Source organism: Campylobacter sp. Cr9 (assembly GCF_020138295.1).
Classification (GTDB): domain Bacteria; phylum Campylobacterota; class Campylobacteria; order Campylobacterales; family Campylobacteraceae; genus Campylobacter_E.
In genome coordinates this window covers 1-25,578 of sequence record NZ_JACGBH010000013.1, presented here as the reverse complement: position 1 = coordinate 25,578, position 25,578 = coordinate 1, and the positions used below count along the sequence as shown (strand labels likewise).

The 25,578-nt window shown below is 28.8% G+C and carries 25 protein-coding genes; 16 read left to right on the top strand and 9 right to left on the bottom strand.

Going from position 1 to position 25,578, the window contains the following annotated elements:
• Positions 1–147: 147 nt before the first annotated feature.
• The 5 genes from AVANS14531_RS07230 to AVANS14531_RS07210 all read right to left on the bottom strand — a co-directional run bounded on the left by AVANS14531_RS07230 (position 148) and on the right by AVANS14531_RS07210 (position 5,976).
• Positions 148–2,262 carry an autotransporter outer membrane beta-barrel domain-containing protein gene (locus tag AVANS14531_RS07230; protein WP_336611874.1) on the bottom strand — a complete coding sequence of 705 codons (2,115 nt, stop codon included), beginning with the start codon at positions 2,260–2,262 and terminating at the stop codon, positions 148–150.
• A gap of 98 nt (positions 2,263–2,360) precedes the next feature.
• Positions 2,361–2,831 carry a hypothetical protein gene (locus AVANS14531_RS07225; protein WP_336611873.1) on the bottom strand — a complete coding sequence of 157 codons (471 nt, stop codon included), beginning with the start codon at positions 2,829–2,831 and terminating at the stop codon, positions 2,361–2,363.
• Positions 2,821–3,753: a D-2-hydroxyacid dehydrogenase gene (locus tag AVANS14531_RS07220; RefSeq protein WP_336611872.1), complete on the bottom strand. Its 933-nt coding sequence runs from the start codon at positions 3,751–3,753 to the stop codon at positions 2,821–2,823. The genes AVANS14531_RS07225 and AVANS14531_RS07220 overlap by 11 nt, the downstream gene beginning before the upstream one ends.
• Positions 3,753–4,796 carry an iron-containing alcohol dehydrogenase gene (locus AVANS14531_RS07215; RefSeq protein ID WP_239817506.1) on the bottom strand — a complete coding sequence of 348 codons (1,044 nt, stop codon included), beginning with the start codon at positions 4,794–4,796 and terminating at the stop codon, positions 3,753–3,755. Before AVANS14531_RS07215 ends, AVANS14531_RS07220 begins: the two co-directional genes overlap by 1 nt.
• 13 nt (positions 4,797–4,809) lie before the next feature.
• Positions 4,810–5,976, bottom strand: coding sequence for a glutathionylspermidine synthase family protein (locus tag AVANS14531_RS07210; protein WP_336611871.1), 1,167 nt, complete (start codon positions 5,974–5,976; stop codon positions 4,810–4,812).
• A gap of 1,121 nt (positions 5,977–7,097) precedes the next feature.
• On the opposite strand from AVANS14531_RS07210, the gene AVANS14531_RS07205 reads away from it, so the two are divergent.
• From AVANS14531_RS07205 to csx20, 16 genes are all read left to right on the top strand, one after another.
• On the top strand, positions 7,098–8,537 hold the full coding sequence (locus tag AVANS14531_RS07205; RefSeq protein WP_336611870.1) for a hypothetical protein: 1,440 nt from the start codon (positions 7,098–7,100) through the stop codon (positions 8,535–8,537).
• Positions 8,538–9,006: 469 nt separating this feature from the next.
• Positions 9,007–9,369, top strand: a complete 363-nt coding sequence (locus AVANS14531_RS07200) for a hypothetical protein (protein ID WP_336611869.1) — start codon at positions 9,007–9,009, stop codon at positions 9,367–9,369.
• Positions 9,370–9,429: 60 nt separating this feature from the next.
• A complete protein-coding gene (locus tag AVANS14531_RS07195; RefSeq protein WP_336611868.1) occupies positions 9,430–9,693 on the top strand; it encodes a hypothetical protein in 264 nt (87 codons plus the stop codon).
• Positions 9,690–9,875 carry a hypothetical protein gene (locus AVANS14531_RS07190; protein ID WP_336611867.1) on the top strand — a complete coding sequence of 62 codons (186 nt, stop codon included), beginning with the start codon at positions 9,690–9,692 and terminating at the stop codon, positions 9,873–9,875. The genes AVANS14531_RS07195 and AVANS14531_RS07190 overlap by 4 nt, the downstream gene beginning before the upstream one ends.
• A gap of 32 nt (positions 9,876–9,907) precedes the next feature.
• Positions 9,908–10,855 carry a WYL domain-containing protein gene (locus AVANS14531_RS07185; RefSeq protein ID WP_336611866.1) on the top strand — a complete coding sequence of 316 codons (948 nt, stop codon included), beginning with the start codon at positions 9,908–9,910 and terminating at the stop codon, positions 10,853–10,855.
• Positions 10,852–11,757: a hypothetical protein gene (locus AVANS14531_RS07180; RefSeq protein WP_336611865.1), complete on the top strand. Its 906-nt coding sequence runs from the start codon at positions 10,852–10,854 to the stop codon at positions 11,755–11,757. The genes AVANS14531_RS07185 and AVANS14531_RS07180 overlap by 4 nt, the downstream gene beginning before the upstream one ends.
• 63 nt (positions 11,758–11,820) lie before the next feature.
• Positions 11,821–12,336 (top strand): hypothetical protein, encoded by a 516-nt coding sequence (locus AVANS14531_RS07175; protein ID WP_336611864.1) that lies wholly within the window; start codon positions 11,821–11,823, stop codon positions 12,334–12,336.
• Positions 12,337–12,345: 9 nt separating this feature from the next.
• Complete coding sequence (locus AVANS14531_RS07170) at positions 12,346–12,540, top strand: hypothetical protein (RefSeq protein WP_336611863.1); 195 nt, start codon at positions 12,346–12,348, stop codon at positions 12,538–12,540.
• Positions 12,541–12,679: 139 nt separating this feature from the next.
• Positions 12,680–13,432, top strand: coding sequence for a CRISPR system precrRNA processing endoribonuclease RAMP protein Cas6 (gene cas6, locus AVANS14531_RS07165; protein ID WP_336611862.1), 753 nt, complete (start codon positions 12,680–12,682; stop codon positions 13,430–13,432).
• On the top strand, positions 13,433–14,914 hold the full coding sequence (locus tag AVANS14531_RS07160) for a Cas10/Cmr2 second palm domain-containing protein (protein ID WP_336611861.1): 1,482 nt from the start codon (positions 13,433–13,435) through the stop codon (positions 14,912–14,914). It abuts the gene before it with no gap.
• Positions 14,911–17,010, top strand: a complete 2,100-nt coding sequence (locus AVANS14531_RS07155) for an RAMP superfamily CRISPR-associated protein (RefSeq protein ID WP_336611860.1) — start codon at positions 14,911–14,913, stop codon at positions 17,008–17,010. Before AVANS14531_RS07160 ends, AVANS14531_RS07155 begins: the two co-directional genes overlap by 4 nt.
• Positions 17,007–18,308, top strand: coding sequence for an RAMP superfamily CRISPR-associated protein (locus AVANS14531_RS07150; protein WP_336611859.1), 1,302 nt, complete (start codon positions 17,007–17,009; stop codon positions 18,306–18,308). Before AVANS14531_RS07155 ends, AVANS14531_RS07150 begins: the two co-directional genes overlap by 4 nt.
• The gene (csx19, locus tag AVANS14531_RS07145) at positions 18,305–18,745 is read left to right on the top strand and encodes a type III-D CRISPR-associated protein Csx19 (protein ID WP_336611858.1); all 441 of its coding nucleotides are present in this window, start codon (positions 18,305–18,307) and stop codon (positions 18,743–18,745) included. The genes AVANS14531_RS07150 and csx19 overlap by 4 nt, the downstream gene beginning before the upstream one ends.
• A complete protein-coding gene (locus AVANS14531_RS07140) occupies positions 18,742–20,730 on the top strand; it encodes a TIGR03986 family type III CRISPR-associated RAMP protein (RefSeq protein ID WP_336611857.1) in 1,989 nt (662 codons plus the stop codon). The genes csx19 and AVANS14531_RS07140 overlap by 4 nt, the downstream gene beginning before the upstream one ends.
• A gap of 35 nt (positions 20,731–20,765) precedes the next feature.
• A complete protein-coding gene (locus AVANS14531_RS07135) occupies positions 20,766–22,220 on the top strand; it encodes a hypothetical protein (RefSeq protein ID WP_336611856.1) in 1,455 nt (484 codons plus the stop codon).
• The gene (gene csx20 / locus AVANS14531_RS07130; RefSeq protein ID WP_336611855.1) at positions 22,217–22,588 is read left to right on the top strand and encodes a CRISPR-associated protein Csx20; all 372 of its coding nucleotides are present in this window, start codon (positions 22,217–22,219) and stop codon (positions 22,586–22,588) included. Before AVANS14531_RS07135 ends, csx20 begins: the two co-directional genes overlap by 4 nt.
• A 59-nt stretch (positions 22,589–22,647) precedes the next feature.
• Here csx20 and AVANS14531_RS07125 read toward each other — a convergent pair whose 3' ends face one another.
• From AVANS14531_RS07125 to AVANS14531_RS07110, 4 genes are all read right to left on the bottom strand, one after another.
• Positions 22,648–23,937 carry a hypothetical protein gene (locus AVANS14531_RS07125; protein WP_336611854.1) on the bottom strand — a complete coding sequence of 430 codons (1,290 nt, stop codon included), beginning with the start codon at positions 23,935–23,937 and terminating at the stop codon, positions 22,648–22,650.
• A gap of 330 nt (positions 23,938–24,267) precedes the next feature.
• Entirely contained in the window at positions 24,268–24,390 is a 123-nt protein-coding gene (locus tag AVANS14531_RS07120) for a hypothetical protein (protein ID WP_336611853.1), read from the bottom strand.
• Between the two features lie 213 nt (positions 24,391–24,603).
• Positions 24,604–24,729, bottom strand: a complete 126-nt coding sequence (locus AVANS14531_RS07115) for a hypothetical protein (RefSeq protein ID WP_336611852.1) — start codon at positions 24,727–24,729, stop codon at positions 24,604–24,606.
• A gap of 275 nt (positions 24,730–25,004) precedes the next feature.
• Positions 25,005–25,220 (bottom strand): hypothetical protein, encoded by a 216-nt coding sequence (locus AVANS14531_RS07110; RefSeq protein ID WP_336611851.1) that lies wholly within the window; start codon positions 25,218–25,220, stop codon positions 25,005–25,007.
• Between the last annotated feature and the right edge of the window lie 358 nt (positions 25,221–25,578).

Genomic DNA, 25,578 nt, shown 5'->3' with positions numbered 1-25,578 from the left:
ATAGGAATTTCTAAATTCAAATTCCACTCAATTTCACTTTTAATTCCTTTGTTTTATGAATAAAATTCAAATCTTTTTTGCTTTTTGTTTTTGATTGATTTTTTGAAAGGAATTTGAATTCGGAAATTCCGAATTCAAATTCTAAGATTAAAATGTATATCTAATAGTAGAGTTTATCTCATAATCGTTTGTAAGACTTGAGCCAAAGCTTCTTTCTATACTTAAATTAAGTCTTAGATTGTCATTAAATTTATATGAACCGCCTAAGCTAACAAAACCACGATTATTGCTATCAAGTTTTACGCTTGAACTTGCATTTATTCCTTTTACTAAATCATTGATTAAAATATTTGCTGTATGTTTTTTAGTATCTAATATCGCACCAACTCCAGCTCTAAAAGTAAAGTCATTTACACTATATCCAGCAAAAACTTGTGGTTTAATAATTAGTGGAACATAAGATTTTGTGCTGATTGTGTTTTTGCCAATTTGTGCTTCATATTTTCCTACATAACCTGTGATTAATTCTAAACTTGGCTCTAAATAAGTGTTTTGATAAACATTAAATCTATATCCACTCTCAACACTTGCTAAGAATGAGTTTTGAGATTTGATACCAGCTTTATCGTAGCCTGTGTGAATATATTTAAGCACTAAATCAGCAAAATATCCATCATTGCTAATATAACTTAAATATCCACCTACATTAAAGCCTTTTGATTTTGCATTTGAATTTACTTTATCATAGCCAAATAATGCACCCGCTATTAAATCGCCGTTATTAAAATCTGTTTTTTTATCAGCACCGATTTGGGTTGAGTAGTAGTTAAAATGGCTATTATCATTGCTAAAACGACCGCCATAAGCTCTAAACCATACGCCTAAATCTTCATTTAAGCCACGAATTTCTCCTAAACGCTTGTTCATATTATTAATGCTTACATTTAAAGAACTTAAAACATCGCTTGAGATTTCGCTTTTTTGCTCGTTTATAATAACGCTTGCAATTTCATTTGCTATTGCTTGTGCTTGTGCTTTTACTTCAGGAGTTGCTGTGCTTAAATCTCCGTTATTTTCTGCACTTAAGGTAATTAGTTTGTTTGCTAGCTCTTGCGTGCTTGCTTTATAGTTTTCTCCCATTTCTTCTTTAGACTTCTTGCCTACTTCTGTATTATTTGCGATATTTCCTTCAAGCTCTTTTAAATCTTGATTTAACTTATCAAGTTCTGCTTGAGCTGTTAATAAATCTTGCTTTGCTTTTTCAAGATTCTCACTTGCTGTATCTAATTCAACTTTTACATTAGCTTGATTTTGCTTAGCCACTAAAACTGCTGCTTGAGCTTCTTCGTAAGTTTTCACTGCCGTATCTAACTTAGCCTTTGCTTCAATTTGTTTTTTTGTGTTTTCTTCAATATTTGCTGCAGTAGCTGCTAAAGTTTGATTTTTAACTTCTAAATCAGCAGTAGCTTTGGTTTTATTATTAGTTGTGTTTGTTTGGTTGTTTTTAATATTAGTAACTTGTAATTTAGCACTATCTAATTCACTTTTTGCAAGGTCTTTTGCTCCTGCTAAAGGTGCTATTTCATTATCTGATTTTTTTAAAGCTTGTTCCGCAAAATTTTTTGCTTGTAGTTTTTCTTGTAATTGAGTTTCAATTAATTTTTTACCTTCTTCATCTGCAAGATTATATTTTTCCAACATTACTTCATGATCTTTTCTCGCATCTTCATAGGCAATTTGCAAACTTTTTCTACTTTCTTTCTTCTCGCTTAAAACTTTTAAAGCTTCATCGTATTTTGATTGTTTTTCTGTTACACTTAATTTTGCTTTTTCTAATTCAGTATTAAGCAAATTTAAATCTTCATTGCATTTCGTAATACTAGCTTCTAATCCAGCTATTTCCGAATTTAAATTCTCTTTTTGAGTATTTAAGGTATTACCTTGACTTACTAAACTTGTATGTTCTCTTTCAATTAAATTTTTTGCGCTTTCTTTATCCCCAGCATTAATTATTGCTGCTGTTATGTTTTTTCCTGCATTTTTATACGCTATATCTTTGTTTTGATATGTAGCATTAGCTACATTTACACTTTCTTGTTTTTGCGTTATTAAAGAAGTTTGCTCTTTAATTTTATTCTCTAATTCCGTTTTTTGACTTAAAAAAGTTTCTAAACTATTACCTACACTATTACTCTCTATTGCATATACATTAGAACCAAGTAGTGCCACTGCACAAACTGATGAAAATAATACTTTTTTCATAATTTCTCCTTGTTAAAAAGTTTTTAAAAGTTTAGCACTTTTTTTGTTAATCAGTTTAGGATTATTATTAAAAAAATATTGCTTAGTAATAAAATTTATTATTTATTTATTTTAATTGTTGTTTTATTTAATGAAAAGCTACAATTTAAATTACTTTTTTGATATTCAATATCATCAATTTTTTGCATAAAACCATCTTGAGTTTTTGTGAAATTTTTCTTTTGGAATATGCTTTTACACTCAATTATATCCTTTAATAAATCATCGTAATACCATTTTCCAAAAAACTTCTCATTAAAGCTTTTTTTAGTATAACATTCGCCGTCAAAACAGATTTTTTCATTAATTTTTAGAGTATTTACATATTTTCCTAGTGTGTATAAATCAAGGCTTAAATCACCTTTATGATTTCTTAAAAAGCCTTGCCCTTTAAACTTTATCAAAGGACTTTTTAGAGTAATATTAATCGTTGTGCTAGGCGTTTGCTTAACACAAGAACTAAGGTTTAGGGCTAAGATAAGCCCTAAAAATAATTTAATATAAAGCTTTAAATAAAGCTTATTTGCCATTTAAAAAATCCCTTAGATTATTTACCATCATTCCTACAAGTCTTGTTACACACTCACAAGCTGTCCAAGCAATGTGCGGAGTAATTATAAGATTTTGCTTTTTGCTAACTTTTAGCAATGGATTATCAGCTCTCATAGGCTCAAACTCAACCACATCAAGCCCTACTCTAATATTTTTATTATCAATAGCCTTTGCAAGTGCAGCTTCATCAATTATTCCACCACGACCAAGATTTAGCAAATACGCATCATCTTTCATCATTGCTAATTCTTTTTCGCCTATTAATTTATAAGATTTATCGTTAAGTGGAGCGTGAATGCTGATAACATCGCTAGCTTTTAGCAATTCTTCAAGGCTTGTTTGTTTAAAATCAGGATTATTATTCTTTCCGCTAAGGCTTGTATAAACTACATTTGCTCCAAACATTTGAGCTATTTTTGCAACATCTCTTCCAATTGCTCCAAGTCCAATTATTCCCCAAGTTTTGCCTTCTATTGTGTGAATTCTTCTTGAATAATCGCAAAATAACTCACTCTTAGACCACTCATTATTTTTGGTATATTCATTATAATAAAGCGTTTCATTCATTAGGGCTAATAATAGTGCATAAGTATGCTGAGCAACACTTTTTGTGCTATATCCAGCTACATTTTTAACTACAACTCCAAGCTCTTTTGCAGCATCTAAATCAACCGTATTCATACCCGTTGCACTAATTAAAATTAGCTTTAAATTAGGACAATTTTGCATTACTTCACGGCTCATTTTTATTTTATTAATCACTGCTACCGTAGCACCATTTAGCCTTTCTAATACTTCGTTTTCAGCGCTTTTATCATATACAACAACTTCGCCAAATTCTTTAAAAGCGTCAATATTTTCTCCACCTAAGGTATTTGCGTCTAAAAATACAATCTTCATTAAATCTCCTTTTTATAAATTAAAGCTTGTTTTAAATCTTCTTTATTTACTTTAAAACCTAAGCTAATTAGATTTTTTACATCGCTTGAAGCTAAAATTAATTCAGCAATTTTGCTAGTATCTAAAGTATTTGAAAAATCACTTAATTTTGTAGGAAGATTAATTTCTTTATAAAATTTCACTAATCTTTCATATTCATCATAGTTTTTCTCAAGCACTAATTGAACCAACACACCAAAAGCTACTAATTCTCCGTGTAAAAACTCTCTTTCAACTAATTTATCATAGCTTATCGCATAGCAAGTTGCATGTGCAAAAGCACCATTGTATTCAATATTTATTGAGCGTGAAACATAGCCAGTATTTACGATGATTGACATAACGACATTTTTAAAACTCAAATCATCATTTAAAGATTTTGCGTATTCGTAATTTAAATCCTTGCATAAAATACTGCAAATCTTGCCTAAGTGATTTGAATAATTTACTCTTATATTATTTGCTTTTGCGTATTTTAATTGCAAATCAAACTCATAAAATTTAGCCATAGTATCGCCAATACCTGCTATTAAAAATCTCTTAGGAGCGTTTTTAATGGTTTCTAAGTCTATGAAAGTTTTTAAAGGTGGATTTTTAAATAAAGCTAATTCTTTAAATTTCTCATCTTCATAAATCACCGATAAAGCAGACACCGCAGCACAAGTTGCAGCAATTGTTGGAATAGTTATTATTTCTAAATTAAGCTTATTTGCTATATATTTTGAAGTATCAATAACCTTACCGCCACCAATAGCTAAAACCAAATCAAAAGATTTTCCTTCACACTCATTTAAGATTTTATTAATATCTAAATACGAGCATTCTTTAGCATGTGTTAGATAAAAATCACTAGTTAAAGCATAATCTAATTTATGCTTAAACTTAGAATAAGCAGTATTACCTGCTATTATTAAAATACTTTTGTATTTTTGTAATTCCTGTTTTAAATTCTCTTTTATATCTGTATTAACTACAAAAGAAGTAAGAGATAATATCTCTTGCATTTTTTACTCCTTTTTATTTAATAATATGGCCTACGAATTTTGCGTAATTATCAAGTATTGCATTGCCTTTTCTAAAGCCGAGTCCGCAAGCTTCGTAGGCGAAAAATACCCCTGCTTGATAAAACTCTTCATTATAATGATTAAGTTCTGCAAATTCTTGATAAATATAGCCATTATTTTCATACTCGCCGTTACTTTTCGTAATAATTTCGCCATTTTTATCAAAAATCGTAATATTTGCACCTTCTCTTCCAAAGAATGGTTTTTTAACTTGCTTTGTATTTTCTAAAGGCACAAAACTTGTTTTTAATAAATATTTATGATTTGGATAAAGCTGCCATAAAAGCTCTAAAATAGCTTTGCTTTGAAACATCAAGGTATATGCTGGATTTAGAATGATTGCTTTTTGATTTTTAATGATTTTTGTTAGCAAGTGTGCTAATTCGCTTTCTTCAATAGCTATGATTTCCCAAGGAATTAGCATAAAGCAAAACTCATAATTTATATCACCTAAAAACACTCCATCTTCGCTAAATTCTACATCTTCAATATAAGCAAACTCACACTCATACCCAGCGTCAATTGCCATTTGCATAAGAAGTCTTGTAGTAAGCTCTTCTTCAGCGTCTTTTACGCTAGTAAATAGGATTTTCCAGCCTTCATAAATTTCATCAAAATTACTCACATCTTCATCTAAAGTTACAAGTCGTTTAAAATTATCAACAATAGCTTCATAAGTATGATTAAACTGATTAACTTCTTTTAGATTATTAAGCCTAAGTTGCTCAAATTGTAAAATCGCAGTTTCAAAAAGAGCCGTAGGAGTGTTTGCATTAAACTCAAGCAATTTTATAGGTAAATTATCAAGCCCACCAGCTAAGTCAAATCGCCCATATAAATGCCAATGAACATCGTTTTCCCAAGACATTTTCACAATTTCGTGAAGATTAAAAGGAATGCCAAGCTTATCTAAAAGATTATTTGATATTGCGTATTCACCAGCATTTGCAAACATATCATAAAGCTCATTGCAAGCTTCATAATAATTATTCGCTTCTTTTTCGCTAATTACTATTAATTTATCATCAACATAAGGCGAACCATCAGCATCAGTATGCCAAGTAAAGCCCATATTTTCTAAGTTTTCTTTAGGTAATTTATTTATGTTTAAAAATTGCATTATTTTTCCTTGTATTTGATAAAGTTTAGATTTTAGCAAAGATTTTTAAAAAAGAATTTGAAATAGGAATTTGAATGCTGTAAGGCTTATTTTTAGGCTTAGCATTTACCCTATTTTTGGCTTAAAATTAGCTTAAGAGTTAGAAATTTTACTTGATTTTATGAATTTGGCTTTGTATTTTCTAATTTTAAGCTTTAGCTAAGGTTTAAAATGCTTATTTTATAGGGATTTTAGAACTTAAAAAATACTTAAAAATAGAAAATACTAAGAAATTCAAAAATCTTTATGAAGAAATAGAGCTTTAAGCTATGAAATTTCATTTTTGCTTAGCATTTGCTACTTTTTTAATAATTTTATTTTAAATGCTTATTAGATAATATTAATCATTGTTTTTTATAATCATTTTTTATTAAATCTTTTTAACAAAAGTATGGAAGAATTAAGGGTTAGAAAGACACTTCCCCGCATTAGGGGATTGAAACCAAATCAAGTTTGTGTTGTAGTCTAATTCCCAATTTTTTTGTTAGAAAGACATTTCCCCGCTTTAGGGGATTGAAACTTGGTTAACTGTATAGTTAAATGTTGGAGCATATGCGTTAAAAAGACATTTCCCCGCATTAGGGGATTGAAACTTCATCAAACACAAATGGATTTTTTAATACCTTAATGTTAGAAAGACATTTCCCCGCTTTAGGGGATTGAAACCCTTTTTAAGTAATTGTTTAAGAGTATTTAAATAGATGTTAGAAAGACATTTCCCCGCTTTAGGGGATTGAAACCGTTTTTATCTCATCAATAAACACTTTTATAACTATGTTAGAAAGAGATTTCCCCGCATTAGGGGATTGAAACCTTGTGGTTGAAGATTTTAGCCTTGAAAAGCTTTTGTTGAAAAGACACTTCCCCGCATTAGGGGATTGAAACTTGATGAAGTTTAAAATAAGTATCATCGCTATCTAAATGTTAGAAAGACATTTCCCCGCTTTAGGGGATTTAAATTTAAAACTTCAATTCTGTTTCATAGCCTATTTATTTAAAAATTACTTCAAAATATTTTCGGTCTTAGATTTTAAGACTATCTTTTAGTAAAGTGAAAAATATTTATAAAACTAGGAGAAATTATGAAAAAAACAATTTTATTATCAAGTGTTGCGCTGATGTTTTCTGCTTGTGTGAGTGATTATAGTATTCCTGAAATACCACAACCTACTAATAATCAAAGTTTCTTAGAATATTTAAATAATTATGAGTATCCAAGTTCTTGCTTTGGACATGGACCTCATGCGTATTGCACCAAAAAACCTATAAGAACTATTTATTCTAAAGGCAATGAAGTATTATTACAATATGACAACCTTATTCTTAATGACCAATCGCTAAATTTATACCATCATGCTTATAGATATTGTCAAGGTATAGGTGGTAAAAGTGTAATTAAAAAAGAAGTTTTTAGCTCTATGTTAAGACATAAGCCAGCATTGTTTAATGCTGATAATCCACAAGTTGATGAGTTTGTCAAAATAAAGGATAATTATTCGCCTTATGAGATTTCTGATGGATATTTTGAATGTAAAGCAGGGGATAAATCATTTGAAATTACGCATAAATTTGGAGAATATGCTTTTGTAGATGATAGTGATAGATTTATTGGCGAGTATAAATCTGAAGTTACTGCTTTATTTGTAATTAAATTCCAAACTCCACAAAATGCTCCTTATATAAATACAGATGATTATTATCGCTATGTAGATGAAAGAGATGATAAAATAACTTGGGTAAAAAAAGATGCAGGTATTGATAGAAGCACAAATGATAAAAGATTTTATTATAGAATTTTGCCACTATATCATATTTGTAAAGCTAGATATAATGGAATTCCTTATATTGTAGGAGATACTACTGAAAATAAAGTAATGCTTTTAGGGGATTATTTATTAGAAAGTGTTAAATATGACAAAGGCATAAGTGAGTTTGGAGATTATACTATATCGTGTGTTTCTAATGCTAAGCCATTTACTTTCAAAAAGACATTTAATGGGGAATTAGAAAGATATGTAAATGAAACTAAGGTTAAATATCAGACTTATTATAGTATGCCTGCTGCTTATTATGAAGTAGTTAGTAGAGCTGAAGACTTAAGTCAATATGAAAAAATTCCGTTTGAACAAAGGGCTTATATAAACAAACTAATACATGAAGCATATCCTAAAAACTACGCACTAACTAGTAGTCTTTATCATAATATATCTGCTTATATATTAAGAACTCCTAATCATTCTAATGGATATATAGGAATTAAATATTTTTCTAAAGTGAATAATGAATTTAATGCCTTACATACCTATAAAATAGAAGATAATCAAAAGCGTTACATAGGATTTGTTGGTGCAAAAGATATAGAAAAGGCTAAAGAAGTGGTTGAAAAAAATTCAGATAATATCATCAAAAATTGTTCATTAAATCTAGATAATTTTAAAATCGCAAACTATACGGTGTATTGTCAAAATAATGTAATTTACATCAAAAACGGCGATAAGATACATTATGTAAAGAAAATATAAGCTAAGCTAAAGCTTGGCTTTTTGGAATTTAAAATAGGAATTTGAAATACTATAAAGGATTTTTATGACTAGTACTCAGATAATGTTAATAATAGTAGGTTTGGGCTTATTGATATTTGGTTTTTTTGCCTTGAATTATTTAAAAAGCATAAAAAAGAGAAAATAAATTTCGTTTGTTTATAAGCTAGGTTTTAAGGTTATATTTAGCTTAAACAATACTTCCCCGCTTTAGGGGATTGAAATCAAGGTATTTTTAAAATTTTCATCAGCTTTTCTAACTGCTAAAAGTTGTTTCCCCGTTTTAGGGGATTGAATGCTTTGCCCCCCACATTTAGAACAAAATACACAAAATAAATTCAAGAATTTAAAATAGGAATTTCAAATCATTTTTCATCAATATAATTTATATAATAGTAAAAGATTTTTTGACTAAAATACGGCAAAATATCCGAAAATCAAAGGAGTAAAAATGCTAAATATTATATTTTTTAATCTATTTAAAACGATAAAAGATTTTGGGCTTTTAGGGGTGTTTATGTCGTTTTTTATCTTTAAAGGCTGGTGGATTATAGCTAGGATTTTGGGTTTTGCTGTGCTTTGTATCGTTTTTACTGTATTTATGAGCTTATGCCAAAAAGACTTCAAACATTTTGGGGCTTTTGGGGTTTTTGAACAAGTTTATAGTATTGGGTTTTATGTATTTGCTATAGGACATATCATGAATTTTTATGATGGTTCAAATGACTATAGGATATATTATGTAAGCGTAATAATGATTATCTTAGGGCTAATCGGAAAAATTATTTTTACTAAACTAAACGAGATAGTATAAGATTTTTTGACTAAAAGCCACTAAGATTTCAAAAAAACTAAAAAAGATAAAAGGCAAAAAATGATTAGTTTATATATATTTTTGGGTTTTATTTTTGTAGGACTTGTGGTTTGCTTTATCTATAAAAGTGAGCTTGAAAATTACAAAGATTTTTTGATGATTTTGGCTGTTTTTTGGACAATGGCATGTCTTGTAAATATCCTTTATATGGAGCAAATTAAACCCAAAAATAACAAAAACACGCAAAAAATCATAAGCAAAAAACTAGATATTATAGAACAAAATCTAAGCGAAATAAAAGAGCTTTTAAAGGAGCAAAAATGAAAGCGTTAATAAAAATACTAAAAGAGTATCAAATAACTATCTTTGCAATAGCTTTTATGCTAAGCCTTGGGATGGTTTATGAGTATTATTTACCACTAGAATACCACGATAGCGAGTTTGTAAAAAGTGCTGTTGTTGGGGTAATATTGCTAGTAGCTTTGCTTACAGCTATTAAGATTTAGATTATAAAAACACTATAAATTAAGGAGAAAAAATGGCAACAAATGTAAATATTTTATACACTTATTTTGAGATTTTAAAGATTATTTATAAGCATAAAGATGGGGTTAGTAGCTCGTATTTTATAAACAATCTTGGCATTTCTAAACAAAACTTTAGCAAGTATATAAATCAGATTTTAGATAGTGACTTTGGCAAGTTTATAGAAGTGGATATGAGTAGCAAAACCCGTATCTATAAACCCGCACTTAAAAGCTTAGATGAAGTTATCAAATACTACATGGGGCATAGATATACTTATGATGAGTTTTTAGCGTTAGAGAGCTTTAAGGTTTATTTAAAACAAAACGATGAAAAAGAGCTTTTAACAAAATTTAAGGCTAATTTCATAGCTATTGACAATCCCTTGCAAGATGAAAAGCTAAGCAAAATAGAGTTTGATTTTATTTTAAAATGTCTTAAATCTCTTATAACAGGACGCAAAATCAACATTGATTACATAGATGAAGAAATAAAAGGTGCTATATTTTTAAAGGTGATTTATTCTGATAAAAACTGGTATATTTTAATAAAATTTGATGATAGATTTGAGTTAAAACGAGTAGCCTTCATAAAAGAGCTAGAAATCACAAAAGAAAGATATCTAAGTCTAGAAATCCCAGAAGGACTAGATAGAAAAATAAAAAATCTTAGCAATTCTTTAAGCCTTTTTGAAAAGGCTGAATATGAAGCTATACTAGAAATTAGCCCTAAAATTGCAAGGTATTTTCAAAAAGATATAAAAAAGTTTTTCAAAACCCAAAAGATTGTAAATGAAAATCCACTACAAATTAGCATTATCTATTCTCAAGAGCTTGAGATTTTAAGGTTTGTTAAAACTTGGCTACCTGATATAAAAATTATCTCGCCAAAGTCTTTACAAAAGGCGTTTTGCGATAATCTAAACGAAGCTTTAAAAAGCTATGAAAAGGATGAAATATGATAAAAAGTGAGCTTGAGTTTGATTATTTTAGGATTTATACTGAGTGCGATATTGTGCCTAGTGATGCTACGGATTACGAGTTTTCACATGAATTTTTATTAGGAGACTTAGCTAATTATATAAAGCTTTATAAAAACAATGATAAGTTTTATATTAAGATTTTTTCTAGAATATTTGAAATAGAGCAAAGAAGTTTTAATAAAGCCGATGTTATAAACAATCTAAAAAATATTCAAAATGATTTTTTTATTTACCCAAAAAAGGATCAAAACTCTACTGATTATCGCTATTTATATGCTTTGTTTGCTAATACTTCCAAGCCTTTAGAAAGTGATTTTAATGATACGCTAAATATTGCTTCATATATGCTTAGAAATTCTCATACATTAGATAAAACTAGTCAAAATCATTTGATTACAAAAAGTATTGAAATGCTTGTGGATGTTCGTGGATTTTATTCTGATTGCTATTTTTTTGATCAAAGAATTAGAATAATGATGGTTTATTGTCTTTTGATTTATTATATCTTGCGAACAAAAGATTATATAAAGCAACTTGCTGTATATAATGGATTAGAAGATATTATAAAAATACGAAAAGATTTGCTTGAATATGATGTAAGGTATTTTTATAAAAACCCTATTTTACAATCAAGACATGAATTATATGCGATATATGAATTAATGGCGAAAAATTATCATATAATACATCTTTATGAAGAGATGAAGACTCAAACAAAAGATATTGCAAAAATAGCCGAAATAGAATTAAGCGAAAAGAAAGCAAATCAATATAAAAATCTAAAAACAATGATTAATTGGATTGTTATATTAGTTACTATTATGGGGGCTTTGCCTGCCATAGATTCTGCAATTAATATTTATAATAAATTCTTTAGATAATCTCGTATTTTTTGACTATGTTTAAATAAATTCTCCTTACATTTTTAATCTTAAGGAGAATTTATGAAAAAATTATTTTTAGCAAGTGTTTTAAGTAGTCTTATGTTTGCAGCAGGTCCTTTTGGGCTAAATATTGGTAAAAGCAATGTTGAAGATGTAAAAAAGCTAGATTGTAAATATAGAGAAAGCTACTTAATAGATGGAGTTTATCCGAATGATGGTAGGTTTTTAAGTTTTGAGAATTGTCATTTAATGGATAATCTTAAAAATGCTGAATTTGCCTTTGATGATGACGGGATTTTGGTGTATGCAAGGCTAATTTTTGATGATAAAAACTCTTATAATGAGCTTAAAACTTCACTAAATAAAAAATATAAAATTACAAAAAGCGTAGAACCTTTTGTAGGCGATAGGCTAAGCGAATATGCTTTAAAGGGTGAAAAAATCAAGCTAAACTCACCACATATGAGCTTTTCGGTGTATTTAGAGTATGAGCAAAACGACTTTTCAAAAAGAGTTAAAAAAGCTCAACAAAAAGCAAAAGAGCAAAAGCAAAATGCTACTACAAATATGCTTTAAGGAGGACTTATGAGAAAGTATATTTTAGATTTTTTACTAGTTCTTACTCTTAGCGTGGGAGTTTGCTTGGATTTTGCTAAGCTTGGATTTAGCTGGAATTTATTTAGTGATGCTTTGCTAGTGATTATCTTAGCTGGTAGTTTTTGGACAAATTATGAAAAAGACAAAATCATAAAAGAGCTAAAATCTTTGCATAATTACTAGCAAACAAAATTGGCAAAGCCTAAACTTTTAAACAAGGCTTTGCTTTATTTGGAATTTTTTAATTTCCGATTTTAAATTCTTTTGAAGTTTAATTACAATAAATTTATAAATGTTATTATTGATTTAAAAAGGTAGTTTGATGAAATATATAAAATTAAGCGTAAAGGGTATAAATATCAAGCCTTTGCATGAGTTTAACGGTTCGGCTGTTCGGGGGACTTTGGGCTGGGCGTTAAAAAGGGTTGATGAGAGTGTTTTTGAGATGTTTTATAACAAAGACAACGCTAGTTCAAAATACCGCCTTGAGATTGATTTTAATACTTATGATTTTAGTATTTATCTTTTTAATGAGTGCGTAAAATATACACCTTATTTTGCTTTGGCGATTGAGCAAATGAGAGCTTTAGGGCTTGGGGTAAATAGACAAAAGTTTGATTATGAAAAAATACTTTTAAACGATGAGCCTTTTATGGGTAATAAAGGCGAAGTATTAAATAAAGATATAAAAAGCATTGAGTTAAATCCACAAAGCCACCACAAAAATATAAAAGTGATTTTTAAAACCCCGTTTATGATAAATGATAAAAACGCTGATTTTAATCCACTAAGCTTTTTTATTTCACTAAAACGCCGTATAAATGAGATAAATGGCATAAGTGAAAAGGTGTTTTTTGATGATAATTTTTCTTATAGTCAAAGTTTAAGCGACTATAAATTACTAAGATACTCAAATAATCAAGGTAGAAAAATGAACTTTCATGCCAAAATAGGTGAAGTGGAGTTTATAAATCTTGATGATGAATGTGTAAAGCTACTTGAAATAGCAAATATCACAGGGGTTGGAAAGCATACGGCTTTTGGTTTTGGAAAAATAATTTTAGAAAGGATATAAATGAGTGATTATCTAGTTTTGGTTGATATAGCTGCTAAACAAGAATATATCTTTAGCTCAAACAAGCTAAAAGATATGGTAGGTGCTAGTGAGATAATAGCGAGAGCGACTGATGTTGAAATAATAAAGGAAAATTGCAAGGAATTTGAATTTGATAAAAGCAAGATAAAAGATGGTTTTAGTGGTGGTGGGAATGCTTATTTGTTTTTTGATAAGCTTGATGATGCGAAAAAATTTATAGAAAAATACAGCCTACATTTACTTAAAACTTATCCTAGTTTAGTGCCTTATCTAGTGCCTTACGAAATGAGTGGGGATTATCAAAAAGATATCGCCGGTGCTAAAGATGAACTAGATAAGATTAGAAACAGCTTTTATCCACTTACGCATTCACTCAATATCGGTTTTGAAAGATTATGCCCTAGCTCAAATATCGGTGTAAATGATGATGGAGAGATTAGCAATGCAACAGCTAGCAAAAGAAAGATGGTAGAAAATGCCAAAAGATTTAATAAGTATTTGGACGCTAAAGGCTATGAGTTTAGCAACGAGCTAGATAAAATTTATATTCATAATAATGCTTTTATAAGCGTGGTACATTGCGATATTAACGCACTTGGAGAAAAGGTTAGAAAGTTAAAAAACAAAGAAGAGTCAAAAGAATTTTCTAAAAAAATTGATGAGATTATGCAAGAAGCCTTTACTCAAATGATAGATAAGCTAGCTAGTCGCTTAGATAATGATGGTTTTGAGTTTAAAGATGTAAAAATCACTAAGGATGATTTTAAAAAGGATGATGAGTATTATTTACCTATTAGACCGATTATTTTAAACGGAGATGATTTTACTTTTGTTAGTGAGGGTAGGCTTGGGGTTTGGCTTAGCAAGACTTTTATAGAAGAGCTTGAAAAGGCTTCAAAGAAGCACTTTAATGGTGGTTTATGTGCAAGTGCTGGTATAGCAATATGTAAGGCTAAAACGCCTTTTAGTAGAGCATATAATCTTAGCGAAGAATTAGCTAGCAAGGCAAAAGCACTAGCAAGAAAAAATAAAGATAAAGATAAAACCGATAATAAATCAACATTGTCGTTTTTAATTCTTTCTAATCAAGTTAAATCGGGATTAAATTATCTTGAAAATGTTTATACAAGCGAAAGAATTAGTGGAGAAAACAAATACATAAACGCTGAAGGCTATGTAATAAACAATAATAACAATTTTAAAGAATATGAGCTAAATAGACTTTTAAAACTCATAAATATACTTAATAAAATGGCAAGGTCTAAGATGATGAAGATTAGAGATTTGTTGTTTTATGAAAACGATGATAATCTCATAAAATATATTGATATTTATTGTGAAAATGAAGTATTTAAAAAAGATGAATTGCTAGATGGTAATAAGATAAAAAATGAATATCAAAATATGTTGCTTGATGCGATAGAACTAAGTGCATTTTACCCACAAAAGGAGAGTAAATGAAATTAAAAATAAAACTTCTTAGTAATACGATAATCACAAATGGAAGTGGTGATGCTTTGATAGATTTAGATTGTGATTATAACGAATACGGTTTGCCATATATCAGTGCAAAACGCCTAAAAGGAATGCTAAAAGATAGTGCGAATGAGCTAATTTCTATGGGTTGTTGGACTGAAGATAAAAAAAAGGATATTTTGAAGCTTTTTGGTAATGAAAACGAGGAAGGTATTATAAAACTAAGTGATGCAAAGCTTGAAAATAGTGAGATTTTAGAAAAGCTATCAAGTGATTTTAATCAAGAAATAATAAAAAATTCGTTCTCAGTGATACTAAACCAAACAAGCCTTGATAAATCCGGTGTAGCAAAAAAAGGCAGTTTAAGACGCTTTAGGGCTTATGATAAAGAGCTTGTATTTGAAAGCGATATTGAATGCAATTATAATTTAAAAGATAAATTAGAACTAATTTGCCTAAATCTTCGCTACATAGGGCATAAAAGAACCCGTGGCTTTGGCAAAGTAAAATGTGAGATAATAGATAGCCTAAGCAATGAAAAAGCAGCTCAAACAAACGAAACTCATAAAGACATTATGATATTTACTTTACTTGATGATGTGGTGCTTACAAGTCTAAGTGGCGATGAAAACACTGTAGATACTAAAGGGTATTTAAGTGCAAGTGCTATAAAGGGAGCGTTTAAAAAGCTTGGAGTGGAGTATAAAAATCCTCAAAATGCTTATTTTTATGATGATAAAAATATCTTTTATCCAGCACCGATGAATCTTAAAAAACTTAAATATGAAGATGATTTTGTGGTGTTTAATGAAATTACAGAAAAAAACAATGATAAGAAAAAATCAAGCATAGGTGGATATGTTTGCATAAAAAACGGCATTTTAACTAAAGCAAAAATTAGTACCACAAACAAAACCCATGTAAGTTTGGCCGATAAAGAAAATATGAGTAAAGCTGAGCGTGAAAAATATGAAGATGACACAAATCAAATAGAGCTTGAAAAACACAAAGACAACAAAAAGTATAAAAACAAAATCTTTTCATATACAGCACTTAGAAAAGGACAAAAATTTGCTATAAAGCTAATGTATGATGAGGATTTTAGTAAACTTGATGGCAAGGTTTTAAGGCTTGGCAAGAGTGCAAACTCTCAGTATGGTAGGGTAAAAATCAGCTTTAAAAGTTCTCAAGATAAAGAAACTAGTTTTAATGGAGAGTTTTATCTAGTAGCGATTAGTCCGATATTATTAAGAAACGAAATTGGCGGATTTGAACCTAGTTTTGATGCTTTAAAATCGGCTTTAAAAGATATTGAGGAATGTGATTTGGAATTAAAAGAAATTATTATTTCAAGATATGAAAAAGCACAGTTTTATAACAATTCTTACAAGTGCAAAACCCCGCAAGTAATGGGTTTTAGCATAGGAAGTGTGCTTAAAGTAAGTGGGAATTTACATTCGGAAATTGTGCAGCTAAAGACTCAAGATAAATTTGGTTTTGGGTGGCTTAAAGCTTATAAAGGTTTTAATGATTTAAAACTAGAAAAGGATGAAGAAGATAAACAAACAAACGAAATTTCACAAAACGAACCAAAAAGACCAAGCAATGATGAGCTTAAAACAATAGAGATAACTTTAAAAAATATTTTAAAGCAAGATTTAGAGCAAAGGGTATTTTTAAGCAAAGGGTATAAAGACTATGCTATCCAAGATGAAAATTATAAAAAGCATGGAGAGACATTTAGTGCAAGTGAGCTAAGTAGAATGCAAAGTATTGCAAATGCTTTTGAGTTAGATAAAGACTTTAAAATGCAGTTTAAAGAAAAATATGAAGAAAGCGCCTTTTATAAAAAAATGCAAGATAAAGGGCTAAGGCTAGAAAAAATTGATATTAAAAAAATAATGCAAAATGAAACTAAAGACGAAAAACAAAAATCAAATAAAAAACAAAAATCAAATAAAGAAATTTATTATTTTTATAAAGATTTTTACACCGAAGAAATGTTTTTTAGTATAGAAAAAAAAGTGCTAATCAGCAAGATAAAACAAGCTAGAAAAGAGCTAAAAAAGGATGAAAAATGAGCCAAGAAGTGCATAAAAAACTAAGAAAAAAGATATTTTATAAAGGTATTTTAGAAAATTTATCAGCCTTTAGCATAGGCTCAAAGGAAGGTGATTTTATAGACAGCTTGTGCTTAAAAGATAAAGACGACAAGCCTTATATAAGTGCTACAAGCCTTGCTGGAGTGCTAAAAGCTAAGCTTAAAAATAATCCACTTTTAGGCGATAACGATAATAAAAGTTTGGTGATTTTAAGTGATTGTGAGTGCGAAGAAAAGCCTAAAATGGGCATTAGAAATAGTGTTGCTATAAATAGTGAAAATGGCATAGCTAAAAACGGAGTTTTATTTGATTATGAAGTGGTTTTTAAGGGTGCTGAGTTTAATTTTGAATGCCTTATAAATATCTATGAAGATGATTTTGCTAATGAGATAGAAGAGTTTGAAAAGGCTATAAACTCAGAGCTTTTAGTAGGTATGAAAACTATGAGTGGTTTTGGGGAGTTTGCTATGAAAAAACTTTTTAAAACCGAGTTTGATTTTAGTAAAAACGATGAGTTTAAAAGATATGAAAAGTTTTTAAAAGAGCCGTTTTATGAAAACGCTGTGGAGTTTAAGCAAGATAAAAAAGATTTTGAAATAAAACTAGAGCTAGACATCACTAACTCGCTTTTAATAGGTAGTGTAAATAATGATGATGAGAAAGCAGATATTGCGAGTTTGTGTGAAGATGGTAAAAGTATAGCAAGCGGGACGAGCTTTAAAGGAGCTATTAGGCATCAAGCTTTAAGAATAGCAAATACTTTTGATACTAAGCTTAGCAAAGAGTTTGTAAATGAGCTTTTTGGCTATGTTGATGGCAATACAGCGAAAAAATCAAGAGTTAGAATAAATGAAAGCGAGATTGATAGCGTTTTACCTCCTAAACTTCATCAAAGAAATAAAATAGATAGATTTAGCGGAGCTACCATTGATGGGGCGTTATTTGATGCTAAGGCTATTTATGGTGGAAAAATCAATCTAACTATAGAGGTTTTATCACAAAAATTAGAAGATGAAAAAAATGAAAATTTAACAGATGAAGAAAAAGAACAAATTAAAGCAAGAAATGAAGAAAAATTAAAAAGGTACGAAAAAGAAAAAGCCTTAATGCTTTTTGTAGCAAGGGATTTGTGTGCTGGATTTTTAGCTGTTGGTGGTGGCAAAAATGTCGGTCGTGGAGTGTTTAAAGGTGAAAAAGAAAATTTTAAAGTTCGTGAAAATAATAAACCTTTAGAAATTGAGGATATTGAGAAAATAGCTAAGGAGTTGCTAAAATGAAAGAGCTTTTAAAAGATTTTAATGATGCACAAATCATAGTATGGACTAAAGATAAAGTGCTTTTTGGCAGTATTAAAAATAGTGAAATGAAATTTAAATTTACAACTCCGCAGATGGATGAAATTTTAGAATTTCGTATATTTAATGAGAATAAAGAACTTTATTGGTGGGGCGAAAATAAATTTAGAAAGTATGAATTTGATAAAGAACAAATCAAAAGCAATACTCTTATGCTAGGTAAAGTTGTAAAGTGTGAAAACGGCTGGAGCAAGGTAGATGATGGTAGGGGTGGGAAGTTTTACTTACCGCTTGAAATGCAAAAAGGTAATGAAATCATCATAGAAAAATACGACATTGTGGATTATCACAAGGAAACAAACCAAGCTTATATAAAAGGCTATGCGATAAAGGGTTATAAGATAAAGGAGATAAGATGAGTTTTAGTATTATGAGGGAAGCTTTGGCAGACATTGGCAAAAAAGGTGGATTAAGCAAGGATTTAAGAGATCAAGTAGAAAAATCAGTAAAAAATGCTGAGGAACAAAAAAAGCAAAAGGAGAAAAAATGCCAAGAAGAGTATAAAAATCATAATAATAAATGGCAAAATGAAGATGGTAAAAGTTCTGAAAAAGCTACAGCTCCTTACAATTTTATCCCGCTAAATCATAAAAATGAGTTTGCTAGTTTTGATAAGCCTAATGATTTTAATAAATTTGATGGGGTTAGTGGTGAAATAAATTTAACAATTACTACAAAAACACCATTTTTTATAGGCGATAGCGAAAAGGAAAGTGATAAAGACTATAAAGATTTTTTTATGGTAGATGGCAAACCACAAATCCCAGGCTCAAGCCTAAGGGGAATGATAAGAAACCTTGTAGAAATAGTAAGTTATGGTAAGTTTGAGATCTATAATAATGATAAATTTTATTATAGAAATATGGCAGGAGAAAAAGATGACACTCTTAAAAAACAATATCTTAAGATAATGTCAAAAAGAACTGAAAGAATAGATGATGATGGAAAAAAAAGAGTTGTGTTTAGAGCAAATGCAGATATGGGGTATTTTGTAAAACTTGGTTTTAGAAAATACGCTATTTATTCTATTCCACAAAATGCTTATAAAAAACATAGTTTTTATGATGGTTCAGCAAAATTTAAAGATATTTTTAACGACAATTCTAAAAAACAAGATTTGCTTAAATGGTGCAGGGTTATAATTAATAAAAATATGCAAATGCTTGAGTATGAAGATAAAATTGATGTTTATACAGGGACTTTAGGAGATAAAGTTAATGAGAGCTTTAACTCTTTAAAGTCAGCAAAGAAAACTTATTTTTCTTTTAAAAAATACACAAAAGAAAATTTAGAAGAATTAGTATTAAGTAAAAAAATTAAAAAAATAATTCTTAATTACAACGATATAAAAACTTACAATGCAGATAACGATAACAAACCCCAAAGAAAAGCCTTTTTAGATATTGTAAAAACGGCAGACAATGGAGATTTTAATGGTGCGATACCTTGCTTTTATACAATTTATGAAGGTAATGTTTATTTTGGGCATACTCCGTATTTTAGAATACCTTATTTTAAAAGTGTAAAAGAACATATACCTGAGTATGAATTTGGCGAAAACGAGTTTGATTTGGCTGAATGTATTTTTGGTAAAGAAAGTGCTTTTGCTACAAGGGTATTTTTTGAAGATGCAAAATTAAGCGAAAATCAAGGAGATGTATTTGCTGAAAATAAAAGAAGTGCTGTTTTGATGGAACCAAAGCCAACATCATTTAATATGTATTTGGAAAATAAAGTTGGAGCGAAACTTTCACAGATTAAGCATTATAACGATGAAGTAAATATCCGTGGATATAAAATGTATCATCATAAAACTAAAATAAGTGATAATTTAGGTAATGGTAACGATAATGTAACAAGCAAAATACACGAAATAAATTCTAATGTAGTTTTTAATGGCAAAATAAGATTTACCAACCTAAAAGACTATGAATTAGGTGCTTTGATGTTTGTTTTGAACTTGCCAAAAAATTGTTTTCATAAGCTTGGAGGGGCTAAACCACTTGGGCTCGGAAGTGTTGAAATAAAGGCTAATTTAAGTGTGTATGATATGACTGAAAGTTATAAGAATTTGTTTTTAGAAGATGATGAGTTTAAGTTAAGCTTGAGCTACAAGACAAAAGATTATGTAAAAGAGCTTCTAAAAAACTCTACAAAGGCTTTTGAGACTGAAATTCTAAGGCAAATTGGTTCAAAAAATACTAGCTTATGGGAAGAGCCAAGACTAAAAGAACTAGAAATAATGCTAAACTATGAAAAATCAAAAAATATTGATAGCGATTATATGCATATGAATGATTTTAAGCATAAGGATAAAGTTTTACCAAAACCAAGTGAATTATAAAAAGCAAGGCTAAAAGCCTTGCAAAAGGTGTAAAAATGAGTGAAATAAAAATGCCAAATAGAAAAGGACTTCAAATTATCAAAAAAGTTAATAACAAAAGCAATAAGGATAATAAAATGCAAAATGAGAATACACAAAATCCTCAAAATATAAGCCAAATCAATGAAAATTTGCCAAAAGAAAATACAAAAGAGCAAAAATTCATCAATGGATATAAAGTGATAACATTTATAGGTAGGATTGATGATAAAAGTCCTAGCTCTAATTATACAATATCAAAAAATATAAAAATCCCAAACCTAATTTTAGAAGGTGGGGCATTTTTAAATATGACAACTTGCTTGATAGAAAATTTAAAAGATAAAAATACAGATTTTGTTTTTTTTGCTACAAAGGGCGTTAAAGAATCTTGTGAAAATCTTTTATATAATCTTAAAAATGAACAAAAAAGCATAGAAGATTTTGATGAAAATAAATTAGATGATTTATTTTTAAGGCTAACGCAAATTATAAAAGATACTCGTGATAAAAATATTATTATAGATATTACTCACGGGTTTAGGGATACCGCTTTTGTATCACTTTTATCAGGTCTTATGCAGTATAGCTTTAACGGTGCAAATCATATAAATTTTATTTATGCAAAAATGATGGGTGAGGATAATTTTCAAATCGTAAGTTTGGATAATTACTCAAATACTATGAGGCTTTCATTTGCATTGACTACTTTTTCTCAAAATTTAAAAGTAATATATTTTGATGATATTAATGATAAATTTTATATAGCTTTAAAAAATTTATCAAATAGTTTGTTTGAAAATAAGCTTCAAGCAATAAAAGAAAATTATTTAAGACTAAAAAAAGAAAAAGAAAAGATAGAAACTAACAAACAAAGCCCACTTTATCCACTTTTGCCGATGATAAATGATATATTTAACGAGCTTAAAGAATTTGAAGAATTTAACTTTGAAAAAGCCAAATATAATAATAAAATAAAAATCACTTCTCACGCTAATGATTTTTTCATTTTAGCTAAATTGTTTTTAAATAAATCATATTCTTTAAATGCAGCTGGATTTATACTTGAGGGACTTCAGTATGGTTTTTATCTTCATTTTGCCGATGATGATTTGGATTTAAAACATTATTTTAAAACTCAAGCTTCAGGTATGACTATTAGAAATCTATATGAAGGCTACAATGAAATAAAATCAGATGAAAAAGTAGCAGAATTTATTAAAATTATCTTCAATACTAGAGATGGTATAGCTGATATTAGAAATAGCATGTCTCACTGTGACCCAATATTTAATCATGCTAAAATCCCAGAGGCTATAAATAATTTATTAGAAAAAACCAAAAAAATATTTACTGAAGAAGGTGGATTAGACAAGCTTAGTCAATATAAAAAAATCATAAATTCACAAATTAAAGCAAACATACAAATTATAAAAAATAAACAAAAATCAAATTGGAAAAAATCAAAATGATTTGTATGCACCTATTTTTCTCGCACGAGCTAAGCGAGGAGCAAATAAACGATGCTAAAACTAGTCTAAACGTAGCAGAGTTTAAAGCCTTGCCAAAGGATTTGCAAACTAAGTTTTCAAATGTTCCACCTAGCCTTGATAACTTAGATGATTATGCAAGGGATTTTTATGAATACATTGATAAAAATGCTAAAAAAGATGATTTTTTGCTTGTTAGCGGTGATTTTGGTTTATGCTTTAAGCTTATAAATTATGCTAAAGCAAAATCATTAAAATCCGTTTATGCCACCACAAAAAGAGATGTTATAAAAGATGAAAACGGCATAAAACAAAGTATATTTAAACATGTAAGATTTAGAGAATTTTAGCATTTTGACTAAAAACAAACATTTGATTTGGCTACAAAAAGCCAAATCAAAAAACAAAATCACAATTTTAATTTATTTGTATTTTCGTAGCCGTTTTGTCTATTTTGCAAGATTTCTTTGACCTTACTTATTAAAAAGTGTTTATGTTGTTTTAGGTTTGAGAGTGCCGATTTTAAAAACACAAGTTCAGTAGTATCAAGACATATTTTAAGCTCTTTTATAAGCAGCTCATAATCCATTCCGCACTCTAAATGAACAAATGCATTCCTAACATCAGAAACCTTTGCTCTTGCTTGATTTAAGAGTTTTATATGTTTGATTACATCAATGCTTAGCTCGTTGTATCTTTCAATTTCTGAGAATACATACCAGAAAACTATTTGCTTATCATTATTGCTAAACTTACCACCAAAATCATCTAAAAAATACTTATATATACTTAAATTTATTCCCTCTTTTAACATAATCGCCGAGTTTAGATAATAACTCTTATCATAAAAAAGCTTTGCAACAATCAAAAAATTTTTAAAATCCACAAAATGATAAGAATTTGCCTTGCTTTTTGTGATGTTTAATTTATCAAAGCCAAATCGCTTAAAAATATTTAAAATATGCTCCTTAAAAGGCTTAAAAATACTTGTTTTACTTATGCTAGTAGTTATTGTTATGATGGTTTTATATGCACTTATAAAACGCTCATAATTTCCAAGCAACAAAAACTTAGAAAAATCCTTAAACGCTAAAAAAAGCGGCTCTTTAGTATCTAAAAACGGCATTTTTAGGGTGTTTTCAAACTCATTTAAAGCAAACAAAACATTAGAATAGCTCTCATCAAATTCATTTTGGATTTTGCTAACTTGCACCTTGTTTTTAAGCTTTAAAAAATCCAAAAGCTCTATATTATAATACTTTACAAGGTTTAAAGCTTTAGCTAGATGATGGTTTTTAAGGTTGTTGATTATGAAAATATACTGAGTTTTAAGCTTTAAATGATTTGAGATTTGAGAAAAAAGTTTTTCATCGTTTGTTATTTTTATGAGTTTTTGTCCCATGTGATATTTGTGAGTTTTTTGGGTTTTTTCAGTGCAAAAAATATTGACTTTTATATCAGGATAAAGTTTTTTTAAAAACCCTATTTCGCTTTCGCAATTAAACTCAATATCTTCATATTTATATATACATTTTTTAGATTTTTTGCGAGCATCGAGCGATAAGAATATACACTCAATGTTTTTATGCTTTAAAAGCTTTGGCTTTGCTTCTTTTTTGGCTTTTAGATTTGCTAAAATCTCAGCTTGTTTTTCTTTATCTGGTAAAAATGGTTTAAGCTCATTTAATATATCAAACATATGTGACCTTTAGTACTTATTTATAATCATCGTTTTGCTTTTCTTGTGTGTCTGTTTTATCACAATATTTAAAGTATCTATGACAAATAAAAGTAAGAATTATTATGCCTATATATGATTTCATTTTTTATCATTTTTATCTTTTTGATATTTTGCAAATAACACAAAAAATATTGCAAAACTAACACCGACAATATGCGGTATAAACATATACCAATCACTCATTTTTAACCCTTATCTTGCTCTTTTTCTATTTTTTTTATTAATCTATCATTCAAATATGTATGAATATACACAGCACATATCAAAGCTAAACCAGTCAAAATCAGCTCAATCATTTTTATCTTTATCCTTATTTCTCTCTTCTTTTCTCTCAATTATATAGATTGCGATACTACTTGCTAACACAAAGGCACATAAGCCATAAACAATAATGTTTGCCAATAATTCCATAATCTTTCCTTACAATCTAAACCTACTAAAACCAGCGAAACATACCTATGCTTTTTGCATGTTCATATCTTTTTTCCTAGTTTTTTGTATTCTTTTTTTATCACTTTGTCTCCTTTTGTGTTTTAGTCGTCTTCATCTATTTGTATTGCTTTTTTGAAAAAGTGTAGCACCACAAAGCCTAAAATCACTGGAACAACGATATCTACAATCAAATCAATCATCGCTTTTATCTTTCTCTCTTTTCTCTTTTTTCATCGTTTTTAGATGCTTTAGTGTATAGTGTAAAAGCACTAAAAGCCCCAAGCCAATTATCCCAAGAAACACTTGAATATTTGTCATTATCGCTCCTTTTTCTCTGGCTTATAAAATATCGCATAAATTAGACAAAACGCAGCTAAACCATACACTATAAACTCTCCTATCATTTGTTGCATTCTCACTCCTATAACTTATCGGCAAATTCTTTTAGCTTTCTGGCAAACTTTTCGCCACCTATTGCAGCTATTAAAAGAACTATCGCAATAACCCATAAAATAATATCTACAAGCAAATCAATCATCTTTATCCTTTTTTTAATATCCAAAGGCATTTGCCTGCAAAAGCTAAGCAAATGTTTAATCCTTTAAATACTCGTTTAGCTCCTTGTTTGCCATGCTATTAAAATAAAAATATAATGCAACAGCTACTAAATTTACATTCAACACCACAGCAAGATTAAAGCCAAATGCTAGTGAAAACACCACGCTAAAAAGATAATAAGCAAGATACATTGCACTTAGGATTTTTGCTGCGTAAAATACAGCGAATTTAATTTTGTGAATTTCTTTCATTTTTTCTCCTTTAATTGATTTTGGGAGATTGTAAGAAAAATTAGTCGTATTTTTAAAGACTTAAAATTTTAGCTCAGATTATTGCGAAGTAATATTAAAGATAAAAATATAATCTAAATCTAAATCATTTGTATATTTTACGGAAATAAATTTCATCTAAAAAATAGCTAAAACAATATAAAAGTATTTTTTTAATCTGATTTATAAAGAAATTAAATCCCCTAAAGCGGGGAAATGTCTTTCTAACAAAATACGGACTTTATGCCTTAACAGGGTTAGCACTTGTTTCAATCCCCTAAAGCGGGGAAGTGTCTTTCTAACAACTAGACGATAATAAATATTTTATTAAAATGTTTAA

Bases quoted from the DNA above. Each gene is read 5' to 3' on its own strand.
- AVANS14531_RS07190 (WP_336611867.1), top strand. From the start codon at position 9,690: ATGAAAGCGTTAATAAAAATACTAAAAGAGTATCAAATAACTATCTTT.
- AVANS14531_RS07185 (WP_336611866.1), top strand. From the start codon at position 9,908: ATGGCAACAAATGTAAATATTTTATACACTTATTTTGAGATTTTAAAG.
- AVANS14531_RS07195 (WP_336611868.1), top strand. From the start codon at position 9,430: ATGATTAGTTTATATATATTTTTGGGTTTTATTTTTGTAGGACTTGTG.
- AVANS14531_RS07120 (WP_336611853.1), bottom strand. From the start codon at position 24,390: ATGGAATTATTGGCAAACATTATTGTTTATGGCTTATGTGCCTTTGTG.
- AVANS14531_RS07135 (WP_336611856.1), top strand. From the start codon at position 20,766: ATGAGTGAAATAAAAATGCCAAATAGAAAAGGACTTCAAATTATCAAA.
- csx19 (WP_336611858.1), top strand. From the start codon at position 18,305: ATGAAAGAGCTTTTAAAAGATTTTAATGATGCACAAATCATAGTATGG.
- AVANS14531_RS07200 (WP_336611869.1), top strand. From the start codon at position 9,007: ATGCTAAATATTATATTTTTTAATCTATTTAAAACGATAAAAGATTTT.
- AVANS14531_RS07215 (WP_239817506.1), bottom strand. From the start codon at position 4,796: ATGCAAGAGATATTATCTCTTACTTCTTTTGTAGTTAATACAGATATA.
- AVANS14531_RS07205 (WP_336611870.1), top strand. From the start codon at position 7,098: ATGAAAAAAACAATTTTATTATCAAGTGTTGCGCTGATGTTTTCTGCT.
- AVANS14531_RS07230 (WP_336611874.1), bottom strand. From the start codon at position 2,262: ATGAAAAAAGTATTATTTTCATCAGTTTGTGCAGTGGCACTACTTGGT.
- cas6 (WP_336611862.1), top strand. From the start codon at position 12,680: ATGAAATATATAAAATTAAGCGTAAAGGGTATAAATATCAAGCCTTTG.
- AVANS14531_RS07115 (WP_336611852.1), bottom strand. From the start codon at position 24,729: ATGACAAATATTCAAGTGTTTCTTGGGATAATTGGCTTGGGGCTTTTA.
- csx20 (WP_336611855.1), top strand. From the start codon at position 22,217: ATGATTTGTATGCACCTATTTTTCTCGCACGAGCTAAGCGAGGAGCAA.
- AVANS14531_RS07140 (WP_336611857.1), top strand. From the start codon at position 18,742: ATGAGTTTTAGTATTATGAGGGAAGCTTTGGCAGACATTGGCAAAAAA.
- AVANS14531_RS07110 (WP_336611851.1), bottom strand. From the start codon at position 25,220: ATGAAAGAAATTCACAAAATTAAATTCGCTGTATTTTACGCAGCAAAA.
- AVANS14531_RS07155 (WP_336611860.1), top strand. From the start codon at position 14,911: ATGAAATTAAAAATAAAACTTCTTAGTAATACGATAATCACAAATGGA.
- AVANS14531_RS07160 (WP_336611861.1), top strand. From the start codon at position 13,433: ATGAGTGATTATCTAGTTTTGGTTGATATAGCTGCTAAACAAGAATAT.
- AVANS14531_RS07225 (WP_336611873.1), bottom strand. From the start codon at position 2,831: ATGGCAAATAAGCTTTATTTAAAGCTTTATATTAAATTATTTTTAGGG.
- AVANS14531_RS07125 (WP_336611854.1), bottom strand. From the start codon at position 23,937: ATGTTTGATATATTAAATGAGCTTAAACCATTTTTACCAGATAAAGAA.
- AVANS14531_RS07150 (WP_336611859.1), top strand. From the start codon at position 17,007: ATGAGCCAAGAAGTGCATAAAAAACTAAGAAAAAAGATATTTTATAAA.
- AVANS14531_RS07210 (WP_336611871.1), bottom strand. From the start codon at position 5,976: ATGCAATTTTTAAACATAAATAAATTACCTAAAGAAAACTTAGAAAAT.
- AVANS14531_RS07220 (WP_336611872.1), bottom strand. From the start codon at position 3,753: ATGAAGATTGTATTTTTAGACGCAAATACCTTAGGTGGAGAAAATATT.
- AVANS14531_RS07180 (WP_336611865.1), top strand. From the start codon at position 10,852: ATGATAAAAAGTGAGCTTGAGTTTGATTATTTTAGGATTTATACTGAG.
- AVANS14531_RS07175 (WP_336611864.1), top strand. From the start codon at position 11,821: ATGAAAAAATTATTTTTAGCAAGTGTTTTAAGTAGTCTTATGTTTGCA.
- AVANS14531_RS07170 (WP_336611863.1), top strand. From the start codon at position 12,346: ATGAGAAAGTATATTTTAGATTTTTTACTAGTTCTTACTCTTAGCGTG.